Annotated in this window: 23 protein-coding genes and 1 pseudogene; 9 read left to right on the top strand and 15 right to left on the bottom strand. The window is 35.7% G+C overall.

All coding sequences use genetic code 11. From position 1 onward, the window contains the following. From F6K06_RS16315 to F6K06_RS16325, 3 genes are all read left to right on the top strand, one after another. A complete protein-coding gene (locus F6K06_RS16315) occupies positions 1-1,038 on the top strand; it encodes an ATP-binding protein (RefSeq protein WP_124143933.1) in 1,038 nt (345 codons plus the stop codon). Positions 1,039-1,445: 407 nt separating this feature from the next. Then, positions 1,446-2,204: a hypothetical protein gene (locus F6K06_RS16320; RefSeq protein ID WP_205127283.1), complete on the top strand. Its 759-nt coding sequence runs from the start codon at positions 1,446-1,448 to the stop codon at positions 2,202-2,204. Between the two features lie 419 nt (positions 2,205-2,623). Continuing rightward, positions 2,624-2,752 (top strand): hypothetical protein, encoded by a 129-nt coding sequence (locus F6K06_RS16325; protein WP_275670310.1) that lies wholly within the window; start codon positions 2,624-2,626, stop codon positions 2,750-2,752. Positions 2,753-2,842: 90 nt separating this feature from the next. Here F6K06_RS16325 and F6K06_RS16330 read toward each other — a convergent pair whose 3' ends face one another. From F6K06_RS16330 to F6K06_RS16350, 5 genes are all read right to left on the bottom strand, one after another. Then, positions 2,843-3,040, bottom strand: coding sequence for a hypothetical protein (locus tag F6K06_RS16330; RefSeq protein ID WP_124143932.1), 198 nt, complete (start codon positions 3,038-3,040; stop codon positions 2,843-2,845). 399 nt (positions 3,041-3,439) lie between these two features. Next, complete coding sequence (locus F6K06_RS16335; RefSeq protein WP_275670309.1) at positions 3,440-3,568, bottom strand: hypothetical protein; 129 nt, start codon at positions 3,566-3,568, stop codon at positions 3,440-3,442. A 29-nt stretch (positions 3,569-3,597) separates the two neighbouring features. Beyond that, positions 3,598-5,667 (bottom strand): serine/threonine-protein kinase, encoded by a 2,070-nt coding sequence (locus F6K06_RS16340; protein WP_124143931.1) that lies wholly within the window; start codon positions 5,665-5,667, stop codon positions 3,598-3,600. An 88-nt stretch (positions 5,668-5,755) separates the two neighbouring features. After that, positions 5,756-6,304, bottom strand: coding sequence for a transposase (locus F6K06_RS16345; RefSeq protein WP_353734943.1), 549 nt, complete (start codon positions 6,302-6,304; stop codon positions 5,756-5,758). 165 nt (positions 6,305-6,469) lie between these two features. Further along, complete coding sequence (locus tag F6K06_RS16350) at positions 6,470-7,012, bottom strand: transposase (RefSeq protein ID WP_240041657.1); 543 nt, start codon at positions 7,010-7,012, stop codon at positions 6,470-6,472. A 1,076-nt stretch (positions 7,013-8,088) separates the two neighbouring features. On the opposite strand from F6K06_RS16350, the gene msrP reads away from it, so the two are divergent. The 4 genes from msrP to F6K06_RS16370 all read left to right on the top strand — a co-directional run bounded on the left by msrP (position 8,089) and on the right by F6K06_RS16370 (position 10,979). Then, complete coding sequence (gene msrP / locus F6K06_RS16355; protein WP_124143930.1) at positions 8,089-9,075, top strand: protein-methionine-sulfoxide reductase catalytic subunit MsrP; 987 nt, start codon at positions 8,089-8,091, stop codon at positions 9,073-9,075. Positions 9,076-9,497: 422 nt separating this feature from the next. Beyond that, positions 9,498-9,692 (top strand): heavy-metal-associated domain-containing protein, encoded by a 195-nt coding sequence (locus F6K06_RS16360; RefSeq protein WP_124143929.1) that lies wholly within the window; start codon positions 9,498-9,500, stop codon positions 9,690-9,692. A 129-nt stretch (positions 9,693-9,821) separates the two neighbouring features. Further along, a complete protein-coding gene (locus F6K06_RS16365) occupies positions 9,822-10,280 on the top strand; it encodes a hypothetical protein (RefSeq protein WP_124143928.1) in 459 nt (152 codons plus the stop codon). A 537-nt stretch (positions 10,281-10,817) separates the two neighbouring features. After that, on the top strand, positions 10,818-10,979 hold the full coding sequence (locus tag F6K06_RS16370) for a hypothetical protein (RefSeq protein WP_161564391.1): 162 nt from the start codon (positions 10,818-10,820) through the stop codon (positions 10,977-10,979). Between the two features lie 349 nt (positions 10,980-11,328). Here the strand turns inward: F6K06_RS16370 and F6K06_RS16375 are convergent, their stop codons facing one another. The 9 genes and pseudogenes from F6K06_RS16375 to F6K06_RS34560 form a co-directional block, all read right to left on the bottom strand. Further along, positions 11,329-12,159, bottom strand: a complete 831-nt coding sequence (locus tag F6K06_RS16375) for a metallophosphoesterase (RefSeq protein ID WP_124143927.1) — start codon at positions 12,157-12,159, stop codon at positions 11,329-11,331. Between the two features lie 952 nt (positions 12,160-13,111). Then, positions 13,112-13,549 carry a DoxX family protein gene (locus F6K06_RS16380; RefSeq protein ID WP_124143926.1) on the bottom strand — a complete coding sequence of 146 codons (438 nt, stop codon included), beginning with the start codon at positions 13,547-13,549 and terminating at the stop codon, positions 13,112-13,114. Between the two features lie 969 nt (positions 13,550-14,518). Continuing rightward, positions 14,519-15,961: an NAD(P)/FAD-dependent oxidoreductase gene (locus tag F6K06_RS16385; RefSeq protein WP_124144892.1), complete on the bottom strand. Its 1,443-nt coding sequence runs from the start codon at positions 15,959-15,961 to the stop codon at positions 14,519-14,521. Positions 15,962-16,847: 886 nt separating this feature from the next. Continuing rightward, on the bottom strand, positions 16,848-17,909 hold the full coding sequence (gene cobD, locus F6K06_RS16390; RefSeq protein WP_124144891.1) for a threonine-phosphate decarboxylase CobD: 1,062 nt from the start codon (positions 17,907-17,909) through the stop codon (positions 16,848-16,850). Between the two features lie 12 nt (positions 17,910-17,921). Continuing rightward, on the bottom strand, positions 17,922-18,209 hold the full coding sequence (locus F6K06_RS16395) for an HU family DNA-binding protein (protein ID WP_094671573.1): 288 nt from the start codon (positions 18,207-18,209) through the stop codon (positions 17,922-17,924). Positions 18,210-18,901: 692 nt separating this feature from the next. Beyond that, positions 18,902-19,306, bottom strand: a complete 405-nt coding sequence (locus F6K06_RS16400; RefSeq protein WP_282433667.1) for a group II intron maturase-specific domain-containing protein — start codon at positions 19,304-19,306, stop codon at positions 18,902-18,904. Continuing rightward, a pseudogene (locus tag F6K06_RS16405) lies at positions 19,283-19,663 on the bottom strand (reverse transcriptase domain-containing protein); the annotation flags it as partial. The gene F6K06_RS16400 and the pseudogene F6K06_RS16405, both read right to left, overlap by 24 nt. Before the next feature lie 654 nt (positions 19,664-20,317). Continuing rightward, entirely contained in the window at positions 20,318-20,506 is a 189-nt protein-coding gene (locus F6K06_RS33980; protein ID WP_353734858.1) for a transposase, read from the bottom strand. A gap of 228 nt (positions 20,507-20,734) precedes the next feature. After that, a complete protein-coding gene (locus F6K06_RS34560) occupies positions 20,735-21,115 on the bottom strand; it encodes a hypothetical protein (protein ID WP_375339413.1) in 381 nt (126 codons plus the stop codon). A 459-nt stretch (positions 21,116-21,574) separates the two neighbouring features. Here F6K06_RS34560 and F6K06_RS16415 point away from each other — a divergent pair, with 459 nt between their 5' ends. Both F6K06_RS16415 and F6K06_RS16420 read left to right on the top strand, forming a co-directional pair. Beyond that, positions 21,575-21,988 carry an MAPEG family protein gene (locus F6K06_RS16415; protein ID WP_124144894.1) on the top strand — a complete coding sequence of 138 codons (414 nt, stop codon included), beginning with the start codon at positions 21,575-21,577 and terminating at the stop codon, positions 21,986-21,988. Between the two features lie 75 nt (positions 21,989-22,063). Next, entirely contained in the window at positions 22,064-22,240 is a 177-nt protein-coding gene (locus F6K06_RS16420) for a hypothetical protein (protein ID WP_161564512.1), read from the top strand. Positions 22,241-23,438: 1,198 nt separating this feature from the next. On the opposite strand, the gene tsaB is transcribed toward F6K06_RS16420, so the two are convergent. Further along, positions 23,439-24,134: a tRNA (adenosine(37)-N6)-threonylcarbamoyltransferase complex dimerization subunit type 1 TsaB gene (gene tsaB / locus F6K06_RS16425; protein ID WP_287244096.1), complete on the bottom strand. Its 696-nt coding sequence runs from the start codon at positions 24,132-24,134 to the stop codon at positions 23,439-23,441. Positions 24,135-24,417 lie beyond the last annotated feature (283 nt).

Genomic DNA, 24,417 nt, shown 5'->3' on the forward strand with positions numbered 1-24,417 from the left:
TTGCGCGATCGCTTTATCCTCATTCCCATTCCTCTAACAGCAGTGGAAAAATCACTACGAGAGGAGAAAGAGTCTTCAGGACTTTTAGCTGAGTACACAGAACGCTATTTACTAGGAGCAGACATATTTGATGACCGCAATGCCATCGGTGATACTCTCACATTTTTTGGTAGAGGGGAACTACTACAACGTTTGGAAGAAAATCTACGTCGAGGTCAGGGTATTGGCATTTTTGGTTTGCGCAAGTCTGGGAAAACTTCCTTGTTGTTGCAATTGGGATTTGCAATGCGAGAAAATCCTTTAGTTCATATTGACTTGCAAACTTACGGGAGCAAACCACATTATGGTGCAGAGTTGTTTAATCAAATTTTGTCAAAACTGTTTCAACTAATTGAGTCCCGTTCCGCAAAAATGGTGAGTCACCCTAAATTATTTGAGAGCGATCGCCCTGCTGCCCATCTGACAACAGAATTTACTGAACAGTTGCAAAGTTTGACTCAACAACTCTCTCAACTCGGTTATCAACTTCCCATTCTAATTTTTCTAGATGAAATTGAGCGCATCATTCCCACAGAGACAGATGCAAAGGAGCGAGCGGAGGAGTGCAATGCTTTCTTCGGAGCTTTACGAGCAGTCAGTCAAGAAAAACGTTCTCTTTCCTTACTGGTAGCGGATGTCCATCCAGATATTAATCGCATCAATCAATGGCAGCAATCTAATGTACCTACTAATCCTGTGTTTAACTTTTTCAAGGAAATTTTTGTCGTACCATTTTCTGTGGATGAAACGACTCGAATGTTGACTGATATTGGAAACTTAATGGGAATTACTTTTGACGAAGAAACTCAGAGTGAAATTCATATTAGAAGTGGCGGACATCCCTTTGTATCTCGGCAATTAGCAAGTTTATTGTGCAAGAAAGTAGCAAAAGAGAATGAAAATAATATCCAGTTTGCTGATGCCCAACGTTATTTGAGCAAACCATTCACTTATTCAGGAGTATTAAAAAATTACTGCAAAATATTTGGAGCGACATAGAAAAACGGCAGTTTCACTCAGCAATGGCAATTATTCGGTTGCTTGCTTGCAATGAAAAGCTTGAATCAGGAATTCCATCATCTGGTATACTGAAAAAACTGCAAAATCAATTCACAGAAAGTGAGTGTTTAGATGCTTTGCTGTGATTAGAATCAGTTGGTTTAATTCTAGGGCAAGAGTCAGGAACAGAAGATGAGTATCAAATAAAATTACCGCTTCTGTCTCAATGGTTGCGAATGCAAATGAAACAAGAGGAGGTGCAAGAATGGATAATGGATAATTGATAATTGATAATGGGGAATTGATAATTAATCCCCAAAAGTTGAAATTCTCTGCTTTTAAGGAGAAAAAGAAATAAGATTACTCCTGACTGCTGACCACTTTTTTAAACAATAGGAGCTTTAAGAGTGACAACTTTGGTAAGACCAGATTTTAAACTGCCAATATCAGATACCAGTTACTTTTTTGGGCGAAATGATATTTTGGCAGCTATTGAGCGATCGCCTTTTTCGGTACGCATTTTATTAGGAGGTCATCGTTTGGGAAAAACCAGCTTGTTAAATGAGATTCAACATCGGTTTCTGACCTCTAGCAATTTCGACTATCGAGCATTTCCAGTGTTATTCAACCTCCAACAAGAGCGACCAGAAAGTTTAGACCATCTGCGCTATTTAATGATTGCCCGTCTCCAAGAAGCTTTCGCTGAATATAAAGAAGGCAGGTTATCTAACTGGCGTAAAAGTTACCGTCGTTTACGGCGACAAATTTCGGGAGGAGAGATAAAAAAAGCAGGCATTTCTCTAAAAGTGACTAACCCAGACTACGAACGTCGCTTGATAAATGAAGATTTCCGCCAAGACTTACTAAGAATACTGAAATCTTTGCAAAAGAAAAATTTTGTCGGTGTTTGCTATTTGATAGATGGTGCAGAATTTATTGTGAGTCAGGAATGGGCAAACGATGCTTGGAGTTATCTCCGAGCTTTGAAGGATACTGATACTGCCCTCAAACCATTTGTCGTTTTGATTTTTTCTGGTTATCAAGACTTAAAAGATTATCAACAAAAAGTTGGTTCTCCCCTGCTCAATATTGCTGAAGTAGAATGGTTAGAAGCTTTGAAAGAGGCAGATGTACAACAGCTAATTGCCTACCGCCGTCAAGTTTAAAATATTTTCCTGACTGATGAAGAAATTGAGCAAATAATTGAATGGTCTGGCGGTCATCCCTATTTAATTCAACAATTACTCAACACAATTTTTGATTATAAAAATTCAGATCAATCTTATATAATAGATAGTTTAATGAACAACTTAATTCGTCAATATGATGGAGATTTTTCTGCTTGGTGGGATAACAAAAAAAGAGTTATAGCTTTAGTGCAATTGAGCGATCGGTTTACTTAAAACTGATAGAACAGAGAATGGGAACAACTGAATCTCTAGCTCAATAAATTGACTTAAGTATTGGAGAAATAGCAGACGCTCTTGAGGTATTAGCTGGTACAGGAGTAATTCAAAAAATTGATGATGAGCAGTATAAAATTGGAGCAAAAATATTTGAACAGTGGGTTAAATAGGGTTTGCGTATGGAAAGTATTTTTGCTCTTTGTAGGAGACAGGAGACAGGAGAAATGGGAATAAGCGAGGAGGTAGAAGTAAGAATTATAAGAATGATTTTTCTGCCCAACTATGAGCCTAAAATACTAACTTTTTGAGCATTTTAGACTGAAACAGGCGCAGTTTTTTCGATCCTAAAAAGGTTAAAAACTTTACCTGTAAATGCTTTTATATTTAATCAGCAAGCCCTAAATAGGCTCAGTTAAATATGCCATATTAGTTGTATTGGCAGCTTCTTTAATATTGGGAGATGCTGCTAGCCATTGATTGAAAATATCGTCACAGATAAAATGTAATTTTTCTAGTTTTTTTGTATCTATAAAGTTGGGAAAAATACAAAATCCTTGATTTTTCCATTGATGTTTCGTTTCAATTAAATTAGGCATTCATATAATACTATCTTCCACAGATATGTACGATTTTTTAGACTAAAAAAGAAGACTAACAAATTAGCAACTGCAAAAATATTAATCTACAAATAATTCAGCGATCGCTAATACCAAATCTTAAAAACTTTTCTATAACCGATCGCCAGATTTCAGATTTGTAGATAATGAGAAATATTTTGCTTAATCAATAGACATAGAGGTGAAAAATAAGATAATTTTTACAGAAGTAGGGAAAAGGTAACAGAGAAGAAATTTTCTGAAAAAAAGCACGAAAAATGCTTTTTATAGCAGTCGCCATTACTGCATTTGATATATCAAAACCTTAAAACTCAGATAACCTCAGATTTTCCTTCTTTCTTCTTACTAAAGCCTAAAACTCAGACAACGCCAGATTTTTCAGCCCTTCAGTCCTTCCTTCTTCCTTCTTCCTTCTTCCTTCTTACTTCTGGAGAAATCTAATAATAAACGATCGCCTTTTATTTGCCCAGAGAAAAACTGACAAAAGTAGCGATCGCTCAGATTCAAATATTTATAATAGCTGTGGTTAAAACAAACTAGAACCTATAAGGAGAAAAGCGCCACACCTTAATCGTGTCATCAAAACTACCACTAATCAAAGTTTTGCCTCGAGGGTCAAAAGTCAAATTCACCCAAGCCGAATGTCCCTTCAGAGTTCCTACCAAACCACCTGTATCAATTTTCCAGAGTTTGATCGTACCGCCAAAATCTCCACTAGCTAGAGTCTTACCATCAGGACTAAACTCCAGAGACTGTACTTTCTCTGAATGACCCATCAAAGTACGTTGAGAGCGCCTAACAACTCGTCGGGGACGATTACTGTCCAAATCCCAAAGTTTAATCGTATTATCCCAACTACCACTAGCTAAAGTCTTACCATCTGGGCTAATAGCAACAGACCATACAGGCCCATCATGTCCTCTGAGTGTGCGTAACAATCTACCATAACGCCAATCCCATAGCTTAACAGTACCATCATTACTACCACTAGCCAGAGTCTGACCATCAGTACTGAAAGCAACAGACTGAACCTCGTCTAAATGTCCATAAAGAGTATATAAAAGTAGACCACTATTCAAATCCCACAATTTAATAGTTTTATCTTTACTCACACTGGCAATAGTATTTCCATCTGGACTAATAGCTACAGAGAACACATCCTTAAGATGACCATACAATGTATTTTTCAAAGTACCACTGTAGATATTCCAAATTTTAATCGTGCTATCACTACTAGAGCTGACTAAAGTACGACCGTCGGGACTAACAGCAACAGACCACACAGGTCCATCATGTCCTGATAATTTACCCAGCTTCTTACCACTACGCAGATGTAACAGTTGAATATTTCCATTCGTACTACCACTGGCAATAATACGACCATTAGGACTAGCTGCGATTGACCAAACTGGGCCCGAAGTGGTCGCTAAAGTTTGTAGTGGAGAAAGTCGGTCTATGATTCCCGTAGATGGAGATATGGGAGGGAGGGTACTAATACTAGAGTCAAAATCATCTACTTTTAGTTGAGGAGACCTTGGTTCTAACTTAGGAATATTAGTGGATGAAGATAATGGCTGAGTTTGGGGAGATGGTAAGCGAGAACTAATAACTAAAGATAATAGAGCGATCGCTGCTGCTCCCCAAGCAGTTACAGTCCACCGTGGTTTCTGTAGGATAACATCTACTGGTGTTGGTCCATATTTGATATCTTTAATAACTTCTGCTACAGACTGATACCGTTGACGATGGTCTCGCTGTACCATTTTGTCTAATATCCGACCGAGATGGCGACTAATGGGATGTTTTAAATAGTCTCGCCACGCCCACTTATCTGCTTTAATATCAAATAGTTCAAAGGGTGAAACCATTGTCAATAGGTAGAGACAAGTTACTCCCAAACTATAAATATCACTGTTGGGGTAGACTTTCCCTTTTGTTTGTTCTGGGGCGGCATATTCAGCAGAACCATTAATACTCCCTATTGATAATAAATCTCCAGTAGCGGAAATTGTCACACCAAAATCGACTAATACAAATTCTTGAGTATTTGTCCCTGGTTTTGTCCGACAAATAATATTTTCTGGTTTAATATCTCCATGAATCAGGTGATGGTCGTGGATAAACTCCAAGACTGGCAACAACTGATTTAATATTTGCCAAATTTTATGTTCGCTAAAGACACCATCTTCTATGAGTTCTGTGGCCAAATCACGGCCTTCGATATACTCTTGTACGAGATAACGGTGGCCATCATGTTCGACAGAGGCTAATAGTTCTGGAATCTGGGGATGTTTACCGATTTTGTCTAGTTGTACTGGGTTACAACTAAAGGTCGGAATAACTTCTTGACCCTGAAAAACTAGGTCTTTTCTGTCGTCCAGACTGACAAACTCTTTAATTATACACGGCGGTTTGGAAGGTTTGTCTTGGTCAATGGCTAGAAATGTATGGCTCCAGACGCTTTCGCCTAAGGGTTTGATGACTTGGTAGCGTTCTTTGAGTATAGGGGGGCAGTTGGATATTCCCCCTATTGTCTCATTTTTTATGACAATTTTCTTGTCAGGGTCTTCTGGATTTTGGCTGTGAGAATTGATGCGAGGATTCATAATCAGCAATCAACTAGCATATTTTTTCTTTGACACTCCACGGACTAAAAGTTGTGTGGATTCTTAAGGGTCATAAATTTGACGGACTTTACCTCACATCAAATTTTACCCTTAACGGCATAGCCAAAGATGCCTCTAGTCTGTCTGGGTTAAACCCATTCAGGTTACTTTTGACTCCAATATTTGCAGCGCCATTTACGTCAGCATTTATCAATTTTCCTTGCCTGGTTCTGTACAAACCGCGCTTTATCCGTCTACCGCTAAAACTTTGTTTAACCGGGTTATTGGCATTAAACACAGGTATTTCATCATGATCTAGAAAACTAGCTTTAGATGTATAAGACTCCTCCTGTTCTTGATAAGTCAAACCATATCTATTACACATAGATTGTAGTTTGAACCTAAAAATATTGTGTGGTATTTGTACAAACTTTTGATTAGTTTTTTTGCCTAGATTGATATTTTGTTTCATACCTGGGTTAACGCCTACAACAATATGGGATATATTGTTATCTCTGCACCAGTTAATTAAATATCTAGCTGCTTTGTTTAAGTAATCTCTAACTTTGTTGTTTCGATTAACTGTAATACTTATTTGTTTTTGGGTTAATTTTTTAATGCTTTGCTTGTCTTTTATAGATTGTCATCTAGCATTTTCTTTGTTGTACCACTGGTTGATTGATTTCAGCTTTCTACCGTCTAGAATAAACGATTACCCAGTATTTGATATACAAGTAGCTAGATTGTCTAAACCAAGGTCAATAGCTAGTGCATTATTAGATTTTACTCCTGATTTTGGGATTTATTCTGTGATAAATTCAACCTCAAAAAAACTAGCATTAAATCTTGGAATTATACGGACTTCTTTTAGATTTTTATTAACTAAAACTAATCCTTGAGGAAAGGGTATTTTTACCGCACCATATTCAGCCTTGAATTTTCTAGACATCGGGATATTAAAATACCCGTTTTTTATTATTATTCGAGGTATTATTAAAGGAAAATACCCTTCTTGATTTAGATATCTAGGTATTCGTATTTTTTCAAATCTATATAGCCCTTCTTTTGCTTTTTGTATTAACCCAAAGAAAGATTTAAAAGACCTGTCTACAACCTTTAAAGTTTGCTGTGCAATATCGGTTTGGAGTAATTGGTAATTTTCATTATTTTTGCAGTGATGGTAATTTGATTCATATCGTAAATACCCGCCTTCAGCAAAATAAAATTGTCTTACTGAATAAAGCCCTACATTGTACATATTTTTCGATAATCTGCACAATTGTTTTAAAGCTTTAAATTCCTGGCTAGACAAATTTCTGATTTTGTTTCTTTGGGTTAGGTACATAATATAGTTTTTACGCTATAACATTTATACTAGCAAAACAATATCAAACTGCCAAGGTAATTACGGGTTAAAACCTGTCGGGTAGTTTCCATCAATCTGTTAAAACTGGAACTTTTCCTGCTTACCGAAAGTTAGTGATGATAGTATTTCTTAGATTTTAGCTACAAACTTGAAGAAGGCAGGAGGGAGTAGGGGAGTAGTGGAGTAGGGGAGTGGGGGTGATTGAAGTAATTATAGAGTTATAAACATATACTATATAACCGGATTCTATATTAATTAATAAACCCGCGAAAGAAAAGATAAAGTATAAAATTATTATCATTAGACTTCTTGCAGAAGTCAGGGAATAGGGAATAGGGGGATAAAATTGTTGGTTTCATCTCTTGAATTGATTCAATTAAAAGTTTTGCAAGAGATATATTATTCTTTCTTTTAACGCCCATTATTTGGTGAATTTTTGTTCGACAAAAGTAAAAGTTACTGGTTTCAAATTCCCAGATATTTTCTACATAAACAAAACAGAAGTGCTTTAAACATTAAGCCATCAGTTATTAGCTATCAGCCATTAATTTTGGGGAAAATAAAAGCAATTGAGAAATTGAGAAAAAATAAAAGCTATTGCCAAAGTCCCCGGACTAAATTTTAGAAGTAATTATTCATTATTAATTACTTTTAACGTAGTTCCTCCACAGATTTTTAAGTCTAAAAATATAGTGTTTACTGAGTTACCAAATTATTAATTATTAAATAATTATGGTTTAAAGCCTCCCCTTTTAAGGGAAAAAAAAGAAATAATATCTCCTTATATTCAATCAAGAAAGGTTTTAACCAGAGGTAATTATCAATTATCAATTATCCATTAATGAAAGTTGTTTTTATTCTTTTCTATTCTGTACAGAGGTTGCATGCAATGTCTCTACCTATTCCCTACTCCCTAAAACAAAAGATTTTTGGTCAAACTTCTTATGGCGAAGTCTGCAAATTAAATAAACCTGCTATATATTATAAACTAGGGATGAAAAAATCATCAATCTTTAGTATTAAAGTTAAAACCTCATAATAACTAACAATTAACCATGCCTCTAATCCGAATCAAAAAGTCTTGGGAAATTCCTGAAACAAAAATAACTCCAGAAACTACTTATTTAAACCGTCGTCGGTTTATGAAAAGTCTAATCGGTGTTGGTTTAAGTGCTACTGCATTATCTACTCTTACCAGTTGTGGACGAAACTCCAAAACATCTTTAACTTCAGAAGCAGTAACATTACCAATGACTGGTAAATTCACAATTAATCCTAACTTTTCTGAAGTTGACCGACCTATAACAGACGAAGCTCTTGCCACAAAATATAATAATTTCTATGAATTTGGTGGTAATAAATCTATTTGGCAAGCTGCTCAAGCTTTACCCACTGAAAATTGGAAAGTTGAAGTTAAAGGATTAGTAAAAAATCCTCGTATTTATGACATAGATGAACTACAAAAAAAGTTTCCTCTAGAAGAAAGAATATATCGATTTCGGTGTGTTGAAGCATGGGCAATGGTAATACCTTGGTTAGGTTTTCCCATGAAATTATTAATGGCAGATGTGGAACCAACATCAAAAGCTAAATATGTTCGTTTTACCTCTTTTTACGATGCAGAAATTACTAAAGGTCCTGGTTTTTGGGCTAATGGTTATCCCTGGCCTTATACAGAAGGTTTAAGAATAGATGAAATGGCTAATGAATTAGCTTTTTTTGCAGTAGGAATGTATGGTAAATCATTACCTAAACAGAATGGAGCGCCATTAAGGCAAGTTATTCCTTGGAAGTATGGTTTTAAAGGCGCAAAATCAATTGTAAAAATTGAATTTATAGAGTCAAGACCAGCAACATTTTGGAATACTTTGGTACCAAATGAATATGCTTTTGAAGCAAATGTTAATCCTAATGTGCCTCACCCTCGATGGTCACAAGCAACTGAAAAAGTATTAAGTGAAGGTGCGAGTTGGTCTTGGGAAAAAATCCCAACTTTACCTTATAACGGTTATGGAGAATATGTTGCTAGTCTTTATAGTTAATAGCAGAATTTTTTGTAGGGGAAAAGATGAAAGTTTAGTTGAGAAAAATATAGTTTTATCCCTCATCTAAAATTTGGCATATCTATAGCAGGGAATAGGGAATAGGGAATAGAAAAGAAGAAAAAAAACTGTACCTCAGTAACTTGAGAAACGCCATAGCTGAATTTTTTGTAGGAGAAAAGATGAAAACATAGTTGATAAAAATATAATTTTATTGTTCATCTGAAATCTGGAAGCTCTATAGCAAGGAACGAGTTGGTTAGAACATAGATTGATTATGAATTTGAGAGAGAGAAAAGCTTTTCCCACTGTTCCCTGTTCCCTGTTCCCTGTTCCCTGTTCCCTACTGTAGGGGTACTTAATTCTCTATCGAAATGCTATATACTTATTAAAAATTTGTAACAACCTAACTAATTTTTAATATGGCAATACAACTAAAAGTACCATCTATTGCTTGTGGTGGATGTGCAGATACTATTACGAAAGCAATCAAAGCTCAGGAATCGGAAGCTGATGTCCAAGTGGATGTGGAGCAAAAAATTGTGACTGTGGAAACCAAAGCATCTGAGGAGTCCATTAAGCAAGCGATCGTTGATGCTGGCCATACAGTTGAATAGAATAAATTTTGCTATAACTAAGCTGGTAACCTGGGGGACTTTCTTTGGACAGACTCCCAGGATTTTTTATAGCAGAAGGAAGAACAAAGAAGGAAAAGTCTTGCGTTGTCTGAGTTTTAAGCTTTTTATTTGACAAGTGAGAGTCATCCAGAAGTAATTGCTGCTTTGCTATTTGGGTTTAAAAGTGAGTCTATTCTGTTTGATTCTCTTTGGCATAGTATTTATGTAAATGAAGAAGATGATGAATATAAAGAGTTTAGTCAAGATGACTATGAGTCTGATTTAGATGAAGATGACCAAGATGAAACTGATGAAGAAATATCCAATGATATAAACATCAAAAAAAAGCAATCATTATCTTGGTTGAATCAGCAATGTTCATCCATAAATATCCAAAAAATAGTTGCACAAATAGCACAAAAATATATTCAGACAAAAACCAGTAATTTAGAAAAAAATGACGTTATTAAATATCCTTTTTATCATGAGATATTTGAGCTACTTTCACAACTGCGTAGTCATCCAAACCAACGTTTTTATCGATTACTGGTAAAGTTGTTTATATTCTTGATACTAAATATAAGTTAGATGACAAACCATCTACAATTGATATTAATCAAGTAGTAGCTTATGCAACTTATAAAAACTGTTATTCAGCAGTCTTGGTTTATCCTCACAAATTAATTCATCCCATAAATCAATTTGTTATTAAAAGTAAAGTGTGCTTGGGTACTCTCATATTTTCTCTTGATGAAAGCTTAGAAAAAGCAGGTCATTTCAGTTATCAGTTATCATTTATCATTTATCAGTACCTCTAGTTAAAGTCAGAGACTTGAAATATTGAACTTGATTTTTTTTCATCCCCTTGAAAGGGGAGGCTATTGACCTTATTTTTTGGTCAAAAATTTTTAGATAAATTATTAGAATTTTCTGATGAATAATATCATTTCCAGTTGAATACTTATAAATAACAACGGAGTAGTCAGGAGTGAAGAGGGAAGAAGAAATAATACCATTTCTCAAAAACTTTTCTACATTTTATTGAGTAGTAGAGTAGGGGAGTAGGGAAGTGAGGGAGAAGTAAACATAAGAATAATTAACATTAACTGGACTGCTAATTAGGGTTTGCTGAAAAAGTCTTTTAGCAGGGGTAGGAGACAGGAGACAGGAGACAACCCACCCCTAACCCCTCCCAGGAGGGGAAGACAGGAGAAATGGGAAGTTAGAGAAGGTAGGAGTAAGAATTGTCTCAAGATTGTTCTGCCCAGCTCTTCCCTAAAATACTAACTTTTTGAGCATGAAGAGCTGAAACAGGCGCACTTTTTTTGACAAAAAAAAAGGCACTTGTCTTTATATGTCAATGTTTTTAGATTTAATCAGCAAGCCCTAATTAGCAATAAATGATAAAGTTAGTGTTAATAACTTAATAACTGAAGTGTTGCCTAAGTATAGCATTACTTTTAATAATTGGTATAAGAGGAGAAGAAAGTTTTTTCTGAATGCTATTAAACGGACATGATATAAAACAATGCGACAAAAAAAATTGAGGTGGATTTAAACATAAGTATTAAACCCATCTCGGCAAATTTGTCAGTCAAAATTAATACCCTAAAAAAAATAGAGTATATTAAATACTCTAATTAGTTTCCAAGGTAATTACTGTAACTTCTGGTGGGCAAAATAACCTACCTGGAAAATAAGTTCCTAAACCACGATTCACATATAAATAGTTATTTCCAATTTGATGCAACCCCTGAGACCATTCCCAATACTCAACTATTCTGTGACACTTATCCATGAATGGTACAAAAGGTCGTAAAAATTTAGGTATGAGTCTGCGAACAGGTTCTCGATATTGAGGTAGAGGTCCGATAAATGGTAACCTAATCTGACCCCCGTGAGTATGACCAGACAGTTGTAGGTCAATACGCCATTTTTGTAATACTTTAGCGGTATCGGGATTGTGGGATAAGACGATCCGAGGAACCGTTTCATCTATAGATTCGATGACTGCAGTTGGTTTGAAGTTACTAGACCAATAGTCCTCTAACCCTACTAAAGCTAAACCTGAACCCAGAGGATAGACGACTTGATTCAGCAGAATAGGAATGTCTATACGAGTAAAAGCGTCAATGACTTTATCCCTGGCACCTGGATATTCTTCATCGTGGTTACCGAGTACAGCATAGACACCAGCACGACTTTCGAGATATTTCAATCGCAACACTAAATCATATATAGGTGCAGGTTCATCTGTGATAAAGTCACCTGTAAGTAAAATTAAATCTGGTTCGACTTCATTGGTAATAGCGATCGCTTCAGAAAGCAACCGTTCGGATAGTCGCAGTCCGTCATAATGGAAGTCGGTCAAGTGTACGAGTTTTGTCCCTTGTAAATGATTAGGCAACCCAGTAATTTTCAGGGTCAAGTAATCTACCTGCAATTGGCCTGTCAATATCCTGTGCATGGTACATAAACTATTACTACACTAAGGCGCTTATAGCATAGCAAACCAGAATAAGTTAATATGCATTTAAAATGCGTATTAGCAAGTCAAAAGTTAGAAGTAATAAGAGTTTTACCTTTAACGAGGCACACAATAATAAGTCGTTTATATGCATAACAGCTGATAGAACCCCTAAGCGTATCTTTTATTGAAATACAAAGGCTTCAGGAAAGCCGTTTTAAGGAGCCTAACAACTATAAGGGTTCAGGAAACCGAAAAATTATGAAAAATGACTGCCAGAATCATAAAACCCAGATGGGTATTGAACTTGTAACTTCTTAAATAGATACCAAATGGCTTCTATAGGTTCGCAGGTTTAGGAATATGGCATTTTGACAAGATTAATTATCTAAGTCTAGGGGTAGAAAAATAGAGATTTTTTAGCAAAATTTTAGGTTTAATTAGGGTTTGCTGATTAAATCTAAAAGCATTGACATATAAAGGTTTTAGCATTTTTTAGTTGAAAAAAGTCCCAGCTTTGAGATCGCTTAGGTTCAAAAAATTAGCATTTTAGGCGCATAGTTGCGCAGAAAAATCAATGGACTATTCTTCCTCCTACCTCCTCTATAATTCCCATTTCTCCTGACTTCCCCTCCTGGAAGGGGTTAGGGGTGGGTTGTCTCCTGACTCGGTCCTCCTACCCTCACCCATAAGACTTTTTCAGCAAACCCTAATTAAATCAAATAATATAGCAGTCGAAGTAAAGTTTAGAACATATCAAAAGCTTAAAACTCAAACAACGCAATATTTTTTTTCCTTCGCTTCTTCCTTCTTTCCTAGATAACTAAAATCTCCTTCCTTCTTCTGCTATATTAGACATTTATAGCAAATGAACAAACCTTTTTTCCCTTCTAGGAACATTCTATAAAATCTCCTTACCTTCTCTTTCCTCAGATTATTTATTTCTATTTTTTTAGGAATTTCTATTGTGAATAAGTCGATCGATAGAAATTGTATTTAGACTACAACCAGCTAAAAGTATGAAAAAAACTAGGCAATAAATAAGTTGAGAAGATGCTATATCCCACTGTTGTAATAAACAAACTCCAAACATTAACGGCATCATTAATAGAAAACCTGTAATAATTGCGTTCCGTGTTTGCAGCCCAATTATCATTAGAAACCCAGAAATTAATTCTACAGGAGTAGTTAAAGCAGCAAATGGTATAATCACAAAACTTGGTGCTAGTTCTTGAAATCTATCTACCATTGATTGGATAAATCCTCCCATATTTCCAATTCGGACTAGACCATGTACAAAAAAGTTGATTCCAAATACTATTCTTAATAATGTATAGGCTAAAGTTACATCTTTGCGTTTGAGAAAAATTGGAGTTTCAATGTTATTCATTCTGTCATTCCTGTGAGATTTGTCTCTACAAATATTGGCACTAGGTTCTCAGATATAACTCTAAATTTATCATAATACTATCTCCGCTTAATTCGCGTTCTAAAAACTTTCTCTTGCTAATATCATGTCCGGTTGAATACTTAATAAATAACGATGGAGTCAGGGGTCAGGAGTCAGGAGGGAAGAAGAAGGAAGTTTTTTATCGCGCTATTAAACGGATATGATATAGAAATCCTATTTCAGTTGCGGGTAAAAATATTTTTGAATTTAGAGAACCCTTAAGAAGGAACAAGGAATAGAGGTAAAATTTTCAGAGTTTTTATATATCATTAGATTTTTTACAAATGATTTATGATTGCTATATAATCCTCATTTTTTGTTTTTTATACCCCCAATTCTCTATTTCCTATTACCCCTTAATAATTAATAATTAGGGTTTGCTGAAAAAGTCTTATTGGTGAGGGTAGGAGACAACCCACCCCTAACCCCTCCCAGGAGGGGAAGACAGGATAAATGGGTACTTAGAGGAGGTAGGAGTAAGAATTGTAAGAATGATTTTTCTGCCCAACTATGCGCCTAAAATACACTCCTTTTTGAGCGTGAAGAGCTGAAAAACAGGCACTTTTTTTGAACAAAAAAAGGCTAAAACCTTTATCTGTAAATACTTTTAGATTTAATCAGCAAGCCCTAATTACCTCATTGTTCGATCGCCTCTTTTGTATTATTCCTAACTTTGAATTTATCTTTGAAAAAAATCTCTCTCCCTTCTAATTTACTTCTCATACCAAATTCAAAAAAGGTAGTTATATCAAATCCGGTTATACAATTGTCGCACTCTATACTTCCACTCAAAGCAGACATAAAATGCCGGAATATTTCTAGATAATTCCCACTCTCTCGACTCCTTTCTCCTTTTTCCTGAGTTCTGACTTTTGACTTTTGACTCTTGACTTATGATTTCCTTACCCTTTAAAAAAAAGAACGTCGCCAATGAAATAAATTTTCTAGCCAATCTTTAACTATTTGATGACCCTCTCTTTTCTGCCTTAACCATGCTGCTGCTGTTTGAGCATTAATTTCTGATACAGTAGGCCAAATATGAGGTAAATCAGCGATCGCTTCCATTTTTATCTCTTGACGAATAGCTAATGCCATAATATGAACTATCTCACTTGCTTCAATTCCTACCACAGAAACACCTAAAATTTTGCCATTGCGATGACCAATAAATTTACAAAATCCTGTTGTTTTATCTAAAATTTGAGTCCGGTCAATACTTTTAAAATATTGCCGACAAACTAATATATTTTCTCCATAACGTCGTCTAGCTTGAGCTTCGGTTAAACCAACTCTTGCTAATTGTGGTTCTGAAAATATTGCCCAAGGAATACCATGATAATCGACCTTAAAAATCGGGAAATAAAGAATATTTTTCAAGGCAATTTTAGCCTCATAATTAGCAATGTGAGAAAATGAATAACCACCTACTAAATCTCCACAAGCATAAATCCGAGAATTAGTAGTTTGTAACTTTTGATTTAACAATAAATTATGATTATTAAACCTCACACCTACCGCTTCTAAATTCAAACTTTCAAATTCTGGTTTATTACCTGCTGCTAATATAATTTCATCTGTTTCTATACCTTCATTTCCGACTAAAATCCATTTTTTATCATCAATTTCTCTCCCTTGGGATACTTCAGTTTTAGTGATAATTCTAATACCTTCTGCTTCTAACTGAGCTTGAACTAAAAATGCTGCTTCCGAATCTTCCTTACCTAAAATATGAGAACTTTTCACTACCATAGTAACCTTAGTTCCTAACCGAGAAAAACTCTGCGCTATTTCTACTCCACTAGGGTCTCCACCAATAACTACCAAACTTTGAGGAAGTTTTGAGAGTTGTTTAATTTCTTGAGGAGTAATAAATTTGGTAGTTGTTAATCCTGGAATAGGTGGTATTATAGGCTGGGATGCTATGGCTAAAAGATATGTGCGAGAGCGCAGATGTCGTCCTTTCATCACAAAAGCTAAATTAGGGCGATCAACAAACTTACCCTCACCAAAAATTACATCTATCCCTAATGCTCCTAAAATTGCAGGTTCATATTTTGATAATTGATTAGAAACCACATAGTCAGCATACTTTTTTGCTTCTTCAAACTTAACCCAAATATCACCAGAATCATCATTACCTTGATAAATACCAAACTGTTGTTTGTGGTCTATCTGCTCAACAAAATTTCCTATTTGACCAATAATTTTGTTGTGATGAAATCCTTGGGTGCTGCTAAAATCTGAAAAAGAAGGTTGTACCAGTGCCACACGACCTTGCAGTTGTGTTGCGGTAATAGCTGCATAAATCCCTGTTATTGTCCCACCTATGATTACTACATCGTAGTCAAGCATATTTATTTTTCGGTGTTGGTGATTTGAGGTATAATATAGCGCTGTGCGCAGGCAACAGGCAACAGGCAACAGCTCATCTGGGGGAATAAAAGACCGATAATACAAGACTTTTAGCTATTGGACAGTTCTTGTAATTTGTAAATATGCCAGCGCACATTGCTATATCATTACCGGATAAGAGCGCGATAGAACTCCGTTCCGTTTTGGCGACCAAAAAACTTTCTCCTTCTACTCCTGTTTCTTCTCCTTTCTTCTCTCCTGACTCCTGACTCCTAAGGTAAGCATTCAACGTTTCAGCAGTCAGCGCTTCCCTGCGGGATGATACACAAACAGCAATTATTCATTAATGGATAATGGATAATTACCTCTCTCTAAAAGCTATCCCTGATCAGCAACTTCTGCAAACCTTGTGGGGAGAAGGTGAGTAGAGAGTAGGGGGGTAGGAAGAAAGAGTCAATTTAGCTAGGCAAAACTACTTAAGTTCTCAAAAAAATCTACTTTCCAATACATGATTTTTGAAGAAAAAGCCTCTCAAGCACTCACACATAACTTGTCTATTTTGTCACAAAATGGATAGCTCTAAAAGGGAGAGGATTTACCAATAAGGAAAAAGTTTATTTTTTCCCTGAAAAGGCAGCCTAATAAAGCTGAATTGTTTAATTATTTAATTATTTAATTATTAATTATTCGGTAATGAATAATTACTTCTAAGGTTTGGTCCTGGGACTTTGGCAGTAACTTTTTATTCTTTTTCAATTTCAAAGGTTGCTTTTACCTTCCCCAAAAATTAATAGCTAATAGCTAATAGCTGACTCCTGTTCCCCTCCTGGGAGGGGTTAGGGGTGGGTTTACTCCTAAGTAATTAAGATTAATACCACACACTAATTTACTTCAAAATTTCTGTTAAAGCATCAAGTAACATTTGATTCTCTTCTTTAGTACGGACAGCAACTCGAAAATAGCGATCACCCAATTCTGGAAAACTCAGACAATCTCTAATTAAAATTTTATGCTGTTTCAGTAATATTGTCTGTAGCCAGTCAACGGACTTTTGTGAATAAACTAATAAAAAATTGGCTGCACCGGGATATGGTTGTAACCCCGGTAACTCCGCCAACCCTTGGAATAACTGGGGACGAGCATCTGCCAACCAATCCCAAGTTAGCCGTTGAAATGCTTGGTCTTGTAAAACTGCTTGAGCCGCAGCAATAGCTAAAGTATTTACAGGCCAGGGGTCTCGCCACTGTTGCCATTTCCGAAGGCGTTCAGGATGAGAAATTGCATAACCCAAACGTAGTCCAGGTAAACTATAGAATTTAGTCAAAGAACGTAAAATGACCAAATTCTCAAATTCTGTCACCAATGGAACCAAGCTTTCTAGTTGAGGCGGTGGTAAGAAGTCCATAAATGCTTCATCTACCACTACCAAACTGAATTTTTCTAAATAAGGGACAATTGCTTCACGCTTCATCAACATTCCCGTAGGATTATGAGGATTATTTAGAAGTAGTCCTTTATTAATATCAGCTCCTATTTCCAACTGAGGTAATTGCGATCGCCCGACGATTAAGGGACATTCAACTACATTAGTCGTAAAAGTTTGCAGGGCACGTCGATAATCACCAAAAGCTGGCGTTACCAAATAAGTTTTCTCCAGCTTTGACAAATCTAGGGCAGCCCAAGTTAATAATTCGGCCGCACCATTGCCAGGTAAAACCCACTCTGGAGTCAGAGGAGGATGTACTATACTCAGCGCTCTCTTTAACTCCTGATAACTAGGGTCTGGGTAAGCTCTGAGTTTGCCAATCTGAGTTTGAATGGCATGGATAGCCGAATCTGGTGGCCCTAGAGGATTAATACTGGCAGAAAAATCAAGAATAGCAGATACTGGACAACCTGCTATTGTGGCTGCCCAAGCTAAATTTCCTCCGTGTACTGGTTTAGTCAAAGCTGGATATTGTTATTTACCGTTTTTGTCTGCAACTAACTCTTTGAAAGATTTACCCGCAGAAAAAGCAGGCACTGTAGTTTCAGGTATTTCCATTTTGTCACCTGTTTTGGGATTACGACCTTCCCTGGCTTTGCGTTCTCTTGATTCAAATGAACCAAAGCCCACGAGGGTCACTTTATCTCCACTGGCCACAGCCTCCATAATAGCTTCTAGGGCTGCACTAAGTACAGCATCTGCTTGCTTTTTAGTGACATCTGCTTTTTTTGCAATTTCGTCAACTAATTCGCCTTTGTTCATTGAGATACTCCTTTTGAATTTGGACAGAATGTTCTAGCAGGGTTTAGTTTGCAGCAATTAAATCTAAAGTTCAGGTAAGCAAAGTCTTGGGATATCTATTGATAGGTTTTCAACTATATAGGCTTTTTGTGATTAACTTCAACCTTTTCTTTTTCCTACCAAAACCTCAGACCCTTTGACTGATAATGGTTTCCCATATCCTCTTGCCTATCATAAGCGTGAGTTTTTGGGATAACATCAGGATTTTTTTGCTGAAAACCCCATACTATCTAGCTTTCACTGGTTTATTCTAATCTGTGCTTGGGTGATATGGAGTGGTGAAACCTTTAATTTATGTAGATTTCTAGACTTCTTTAGTTTTTGATTATATTTGGGGCCTAAAAAAACTATTCTAGATTGATTAAAGGACTTTTTTTCAATAGATTGTCCGATCTTTGTGGCGCGTTAAATATTATTTTGTGAAGCACCCTCTAAAGTTAAGGTTTTTTCTCTAACTATTTGCTCATCTAGGATCAAAAATTTCCATTGGTTGATTAGTGGAATCTGGTTTTGTGAGATAGTAATTAAAACTAAGACGTTTGAGTTTTTCACCGCTCTATTAAACTGACCCCAAACCACCCAAATCTAGACTTAACTGGACATAGGTAGTTTTGGCGTTAACTTCTTGTTTCAACGTGGCTTTAGTTTGGTAATTAAAGGCTTTGTCCACTCCGCAGGCAATCCCGGTAGAGCTTACCGTTTGACTTGGTAGAGTCGGATGGAAATATTCCTTCAAACCATCGTTCTATATTCTTGCTAGCGTTTAAAATTAAAGTCAGCTGCCTAGGTCTAGCCCACTTCCAAAGGTATTTCCATACCCTGTAGTTTATATAGTTAAAGGTTTCTTTACTTACTGCCCCTTGATAGTAGTTAGCAAAACCTGTTAATTTGGGATTTAACTTGGTAATGAGATTTTCTTGTGACCATGAACCACATGATTTAATTGTTCTACCAATTTGTTGACAGAATTCTAGTACCTTTTCTTTCTGGGGTTTAATCAGTAGTTTGCCGTTATATTTACCTAGATTGAACCCTAGAAAGTTAAATCCATCCCTGATGTGAACTATCCTTGTTTTCTCATCGCTGATTTGTAGCCCTCTTTCATATAGCCATTGTTTCAAAGTTTCTCGGATATTTTCCAAAGTTTCTCTGTTGTTGGCTGTCACAATCAAGTCATCTGCGTATCTGATTATGCCCAACTTACGTCTTTTGGGTAGCTTGACTGAGTTAATCAGTTGTTCTAGTCCATGTAAGCCTATACTGGCGATTAATGGACTAATTACTCCTCCTTGGGGGGTTCCTTCATGTGTTGGATTGTATGTTCCTTTATCAATGTATCCTGCCTTCAACCACTGCTTGATTGTTTTCCTAGCTGGATGTGTTCCAACTAAGTTGAGGATGGTTTCGTGGCTTACATTATCAAAGAATCCTTAGAACAGAATATATTGCTACTAATGGCCTAAGCAAATGCAGTAAAGATGATATATAATTTGAATATTAAACGAGATGGAAAATTGAGGAATGTCACAGATAAATTAAGCAATTAACAGGTATCGGCTTCTGTGAATGTCGTCTGAGAAAAATTCAAATAAATCGTATTGCTTGTGGAATGTTAGTCTGGAATTTTGTCAAAAGATTAGCAGTGAAAATAGGAAAAACTATTGCTCAAGTCAAACATGAATTACTCTCAGATTATCTGCTCCAAGACCTGAAGAAGCCTACAATAAAATTCAGGGCTATTTTTCATTTGATAGACGTTTTTTACCTTTGTTTTAACTATGGTAATTGTCTTGACGCGATCGCGCTTGATTTTTCAGTGTTAGCGGAGCTTTGCGTAAGTCCTGTAATAATTAAAGTTGTCCCGGAGCGGTTTTTTTACCTGTTGAGGCAGTTGAGAATGTAATATCAAATCCGGTTAAACAGCCATAGAATGGTTAAGTCAGGAGTCCTCAGTCCTCAGTCCTCAGTCCTCAGTCCTCAGGAGGAGAAAGAATTACAAAGATAAACGTAGTTATGGCGATTGAAGATTTTTTTTATGTCCAATTAAACGGATTTGATATAATACATCTCTAATCTTCTCCATTACCCCTGATTCTCGCCACTGAATGTAGCTGCCAAAATACTATGGAATAAGGAGGTAAATACTGTGGTAAATCAGACCAATTACAACCATTCTTCAGTTGATAGAGTACACCGTCCAATATTTGTCTTTTGCTCCCCGATCGTAGGACAAGTTTTCTTTTTTTTTTGGCAACAATGGTTCAATCAGAACCCATTCTTTGTCTGTTAAACTACTTGAAGACTGGCATTTACCTAGCTATTGGTTATGAGCATTGGCGATCGCTACTTAACTAGCTACTTAAATTTATGGGGTTGCACATTCTGGAATGATATTGCCAAAAATTAGTTTAGACTTTGACTAAAAATAACCATTAATTAATCATTCTAGCAATTGATTAATCCACAATCCAATTCAATCAAAAATCTCAAATCATTCGTCGCTGTGCAACGCCAAATTTATGCCTTTTCCTCAAAAGACACCAAATGGGTTCTATAGACCGAGTCTGTTTTCCAAAGTTTAAAAAACCTTTCTTGGTGCGCTTTACCTCTCTTGGTCGCCATTCCCATGGCGAGTAGACCTCTCTGGGTTCCGACCGCTTGCGACTACCGTCGTCGCGGGGTCGCACCGCTTTCTTATCTTTAACCTTTTTTTTACAGTTATCGTAAAATCTAGATATCGCAGACCATGCCCTTTCCGCCGCCGACTGTCTGGCCATTGAATTGAGTTCAGAAGCAAATTTAAACTCTTTAGCTAATACTTTGCAATATTTATGAAGATCGTACTTACCTATTTGATCATTATCCATCCAATATCTTAAGCACTTATTTTGAATGAATTGAGATGTACGAATGCATCATTTATTGCTTTGTATTGTGCTGGTTTAGCTTTAACTTTGAACTCATAGATTATCATTTAGATCGACCTACTTTAATTAACTTTATACTTATAAGTGTAGTATAAAAATATTTAATTGTGTATGTTTTGAGTTAAATTAATTGTTAAAATAGATAAGATAGTTTGCGATTTGCGTTTACGGAGCATTCCGAAAGAAAGCTCCTCTGGAAGAGTCAGCATTCGTTAGGAAATCACCTATTTTTACCTTGGGGAGTCCATCTATTTCCGCTCTAAAGAGATGGGGTTTTATAGTGGACAAAACCCTACGTTTCGATAAAATGGTAATGATCGCCTACTTGTGAAAAATAAACATCAAAACTATTATGTGAATAAAGTTGCCTTAATAAATAATCTTTCAAAAGCGATCGCTATGCTAAAAACACAAGCAATTCTGTGGCCGAGTTTAATAACAGTTGTCTCTTTATTCATGTATTTTATTGTGACTATTAATGTTGGTAGAGCTAGAGCAAAATACAACATTATGCCTCCTCAAATGACTGGAGAGCAAAATTTTGAACGGGTATTAAGAGTACAACAAAATACTGTAGAACAAATAATTTTATTTTTACCGTCTTTGTGGCTATTTTCTATATTTATTAGCCCACTATGGGGTGCTGGTATTGGTACAGTTTGGGTAGTGGGGCGAATTTTATTTGCTTGGGGTTATTATCAGGCTGCAGAGAAGCGAACTTTAGGGTTTGGTATTAGTTCTTTAGCTATTATAACTTTATTGATAGGTGCTTTAGTAGGAATTTTACTACCCCTATGGAAAATTATTTCATAGCTATAATAAGTAGATAGAGGTTAACATAGTCTCTATCTATTTTGATTTTTTGCATAGATATATGAGGTAAAAATAATGTCTAAAAAACAAGTATTTAATATTAATCAAAAACTTTTCAACCAACTAAATGATTGGCAAGAAAAAATGGAAGAGAAACAAAATACAAAAGCAGAAATCGAGGCCAAAATTAGTCAAATCACAAAAAGCAAAAAATCAATGATGCGCATAAGGAAAAACAGTAAGGAGTATTAGAGCAATTCCTAAAAATAATGATATATTTTTTGAACACTTCAGTTATTCATAAATAAGTCAGGAATAGTAATGTTTTTAGCAATTATTAGCAATGAAATAAAGATAGATTATTCCTTATATTCCTACTCTTTGCTACCAACTACCTGCTCTCAATAAGATGTAGCAAAAATTTTGATATTTGATATTTGATACTAATCATAATTTAGAGCTGATTTGTAAACTTAGCTAAAACCCTGATTTCATCTAACTCTCAGGGATTTAGGCATTATTGGACTATAACTCCCAAAACCCTTGTATTGCCAGAAATTCAGCCTCTTAGTATTTACTTTATAAGTCAGCTCTTAGGGTGACAAACTAATTGAAAAATTTTATCCTAATATTATGTCTGCTTAAATTAGTAACAAAAAACTCTACTGTCTCTTATTTTACTTTTTTTCTCCTCCTTAATTATACCAAATCCGGTTCTCAAAAATACTTTATAGAATGTAAGATTAAATCCTCTCCTAATTTTTCCTACATCCTATATCCCCATCTACATAAAAGGATATTCTATAAACCGGGTTTAGTATTATAGGAAGTCGAAGCAAAGGTTAGGAAATATCAAAAGCTTAAAATTCAGACAACGCAAGATTTTTCAAACTTCCTTCTTCCTTGTGCTATACCTATTAACTCAGCTTCAACATCATTAATTTTCCCATGTTTACGATTCAACTTGATATACAAATATACAAAAGATTCCACCTTTGTGAGGTACACCCATAGCGGGCAAGATTCCCGTACTACAAACATTTAATTGTTAATATCTGTACTTCATATACTTGGAATTTGCTGTAACTAAGCAGACATAATACTACAGCAAATTTCAGGATAGTAAGGTAAACTTTAAGAATAATCTACAATTTTTATTCATTCCCTGTTCCCAGATCCGATGTTCCCTCTCTTGGTGCGCTACCAGATGCGTCTGTCACCGACGCGGGGTCGCACCGCTCTTCCCTAAAAGTATAAAACTTCGTACCTTATCAACTCGAAAACTTTTGTATATATATTGATGAATCAAAAAGCAGAATTAGTAAATTTAAAACAGTTGATTTTATACCAAGCGAAAAAAAAGAATGCTGAACTTAAGTGACACTTCAACTATTAAGTAATTAACACCCTAAGTAAATAAGTTTTTTGATAATTAGTACGCCAGTTATTGTTAATTATTCTGATGTTTACTTCTCTGTAGGACATTGTATGTAACGTCCCTACCCGCTGCCATACTCCCTCGCTCAATAATGGGATGTTGTCCATAAAAAGGTAATGCTGTAGACCAATGCGATCGCTTTCCTTTTTGCCATTCTAAATGAGCTAATTCTAATAGACTTAAAACAGATTCTCCTAAACCATTTTCAACCTTAATTAATTCATAGGAGTTTTGCCAATTTTTCAAAGTTTCTTCCCATGCTTCTGGAGTCATTAGTGTTTCTTCTAAAAGAGGATTGATACCCATTTCTTCAAGTTGATAAATAGCTGTGAATAACTGATTTCTTTGAGCTGGCATTTGTAGAGATAAATCCCGGTCTTGATTTTTATATGACCAAGCTACTGCTGCTAAGGTTGAAATTGCAAATAGCGGAATATTTAACTGTTGAGCTAAAGTTCTAGCAGTTACTATACCTATACGAGTACCAGTAAAACTTCCTGGGCCTTTAGCAACAGCAATGAAGCTTAAATCCTGCCAAGTTTGAGGTAATAAAAACTCCTGCAATTTCTGATGTAAATGAGTAGATAAATCTCGCCCTAAATTCCAAGTTTGCCAGCGAATATCTTCAGCAAAATCAGTAATAGCTAAACCTAATTCTGGACTACTTGTATGAATTCCTAAACCGTATTTTTTCTCTGTATTTGTCATTGTTATTGAAGGAAGAAGGAAGAAAGAAGAAGGGAGAAGCAAGAAGGGAGAAGCAAGAAGGAAGATTAATTTTATTTTTGGCTAAAATCAACTTTTATATCAGACGTGATAAATATTTTCTACAAATACTTCTGGTGTCGGTAGGAGTCAGGTAGGAGAGTCGTTGGTAGGGCGACGTATCAAAATAACTTCTGACTTTTGACTTCGCAAAATTAGCTCGGTTTCCTATTCCCTGCATCTACAATAAATAACTATATGGATATATCGATAAAACTACTAAATA

The organism is Okeania sp. SIO1H4, assembly GCF_010672695.1.
In the GTDB taxonomy this organism is placed as follows: domain Bacteria; phylum Cyanobacteriota; class Cyanobacteriia; order Cyanobacteriales; family Microcoleaceae; genus Okeania; species Okeania hirsuta.

Bases quoted from the DNA above. Each gene is read 5' to 3' on its own strand.
- F6K06_RS16325 (WP_275670310.1), top strand. From the start codon at position 2,624: ATGGAAAGTATTTTTGCTCTTTGTAGGAGACAGGAGACAGGAGAAATG.
- F6K06_RS16330 (WP_124143932.1), bottom strand. From the start codon at position 3,040: ATGCCTAATTTAATTGAAACGAAACATCAATGGAAAAATCAAGGATTT.
- F6K06_RS16340 (WP_124143931.1), bottom strand. From the start codon at position 5,667: ATGAATCCTCGCATCAATTCTCACAGCCAAAATCCAGAAGACCCTGAC.
- F6K06_RS16350 (WP_240041657.1), bottom strand. From the start codon at position 7,012: ATGTACCTAACCCAAAGAAACAAAATCAGAAATTTGTCTAGCCAGGAA.
- msrP (WP_124143930.1), top strand. From the start codon at position 8,089: ATGCCTCTAATCCGAATCAAAAAGTCTTGGGAAATTCCTGAAACAAAA.
- F6K06_RS16360 (WP_124143929.1), top strand. From the start codon at position 9,498: ATGGCAATACAACTAAAAGTACCATCTATTGCTTGTGGTGGATGTGCA.
- F6K06_RS16375 (WP_124143927.1), bottom strand. From the start codon at position 12,159: ATGCACAGGATATTGACAGGCCAATTGCAGGTAGATTACTTGACCCTG.
- F6K06_RS16380 (WP_124143926.1), bottom strand. From the start codon at position 13,549: ATGAATAACATTGAAACTCCAATTTTTCTCAAACGCAAAGATGTAACT.
- F6K06_RS16385 (WP_124144892.1), bottom strand. From the start codon at position 15,961: ATGCTTGACTACGATGTAGTAATCATAGGTGGGACAATAACAGGGATT.
- F6K06_RS16395 (WP_094671573.1), bottom strand. From the start codon at position 18,209: ATGAACAAAGGCGAATTAGTTGACGAAATTGCAAAAAAAGCAGATGTC.
- F6K06_RS34560 (WP_375339413.1), bottom strand. From the start codon at position 21,115: ATGGATAATGATCAAATAGGTAAGTACGATCTTCATAAATATTGCAAA.
- F6K06_RS16415 (WP_124144894.1), top strand. From the start codon at position 21,575: ATGCTAAAAACACAAGCAATTCTGTGGCCGAGTTTAATAACAGTTGTC.
- F6K06_RS16420 (WP_161564512.1), top strand. From the start codon at position 22,064: ATGTCTAAAAAACAAGTATTTAATATTAATCAAAAACTTTTCAACCAA.
- tsaB (WP_287244096.1), bottom strand. From the start codon at position 24,134: ATGACAAATACAGAGAAAAAATACGGTTTAGGAATTCATACAAGTAGT.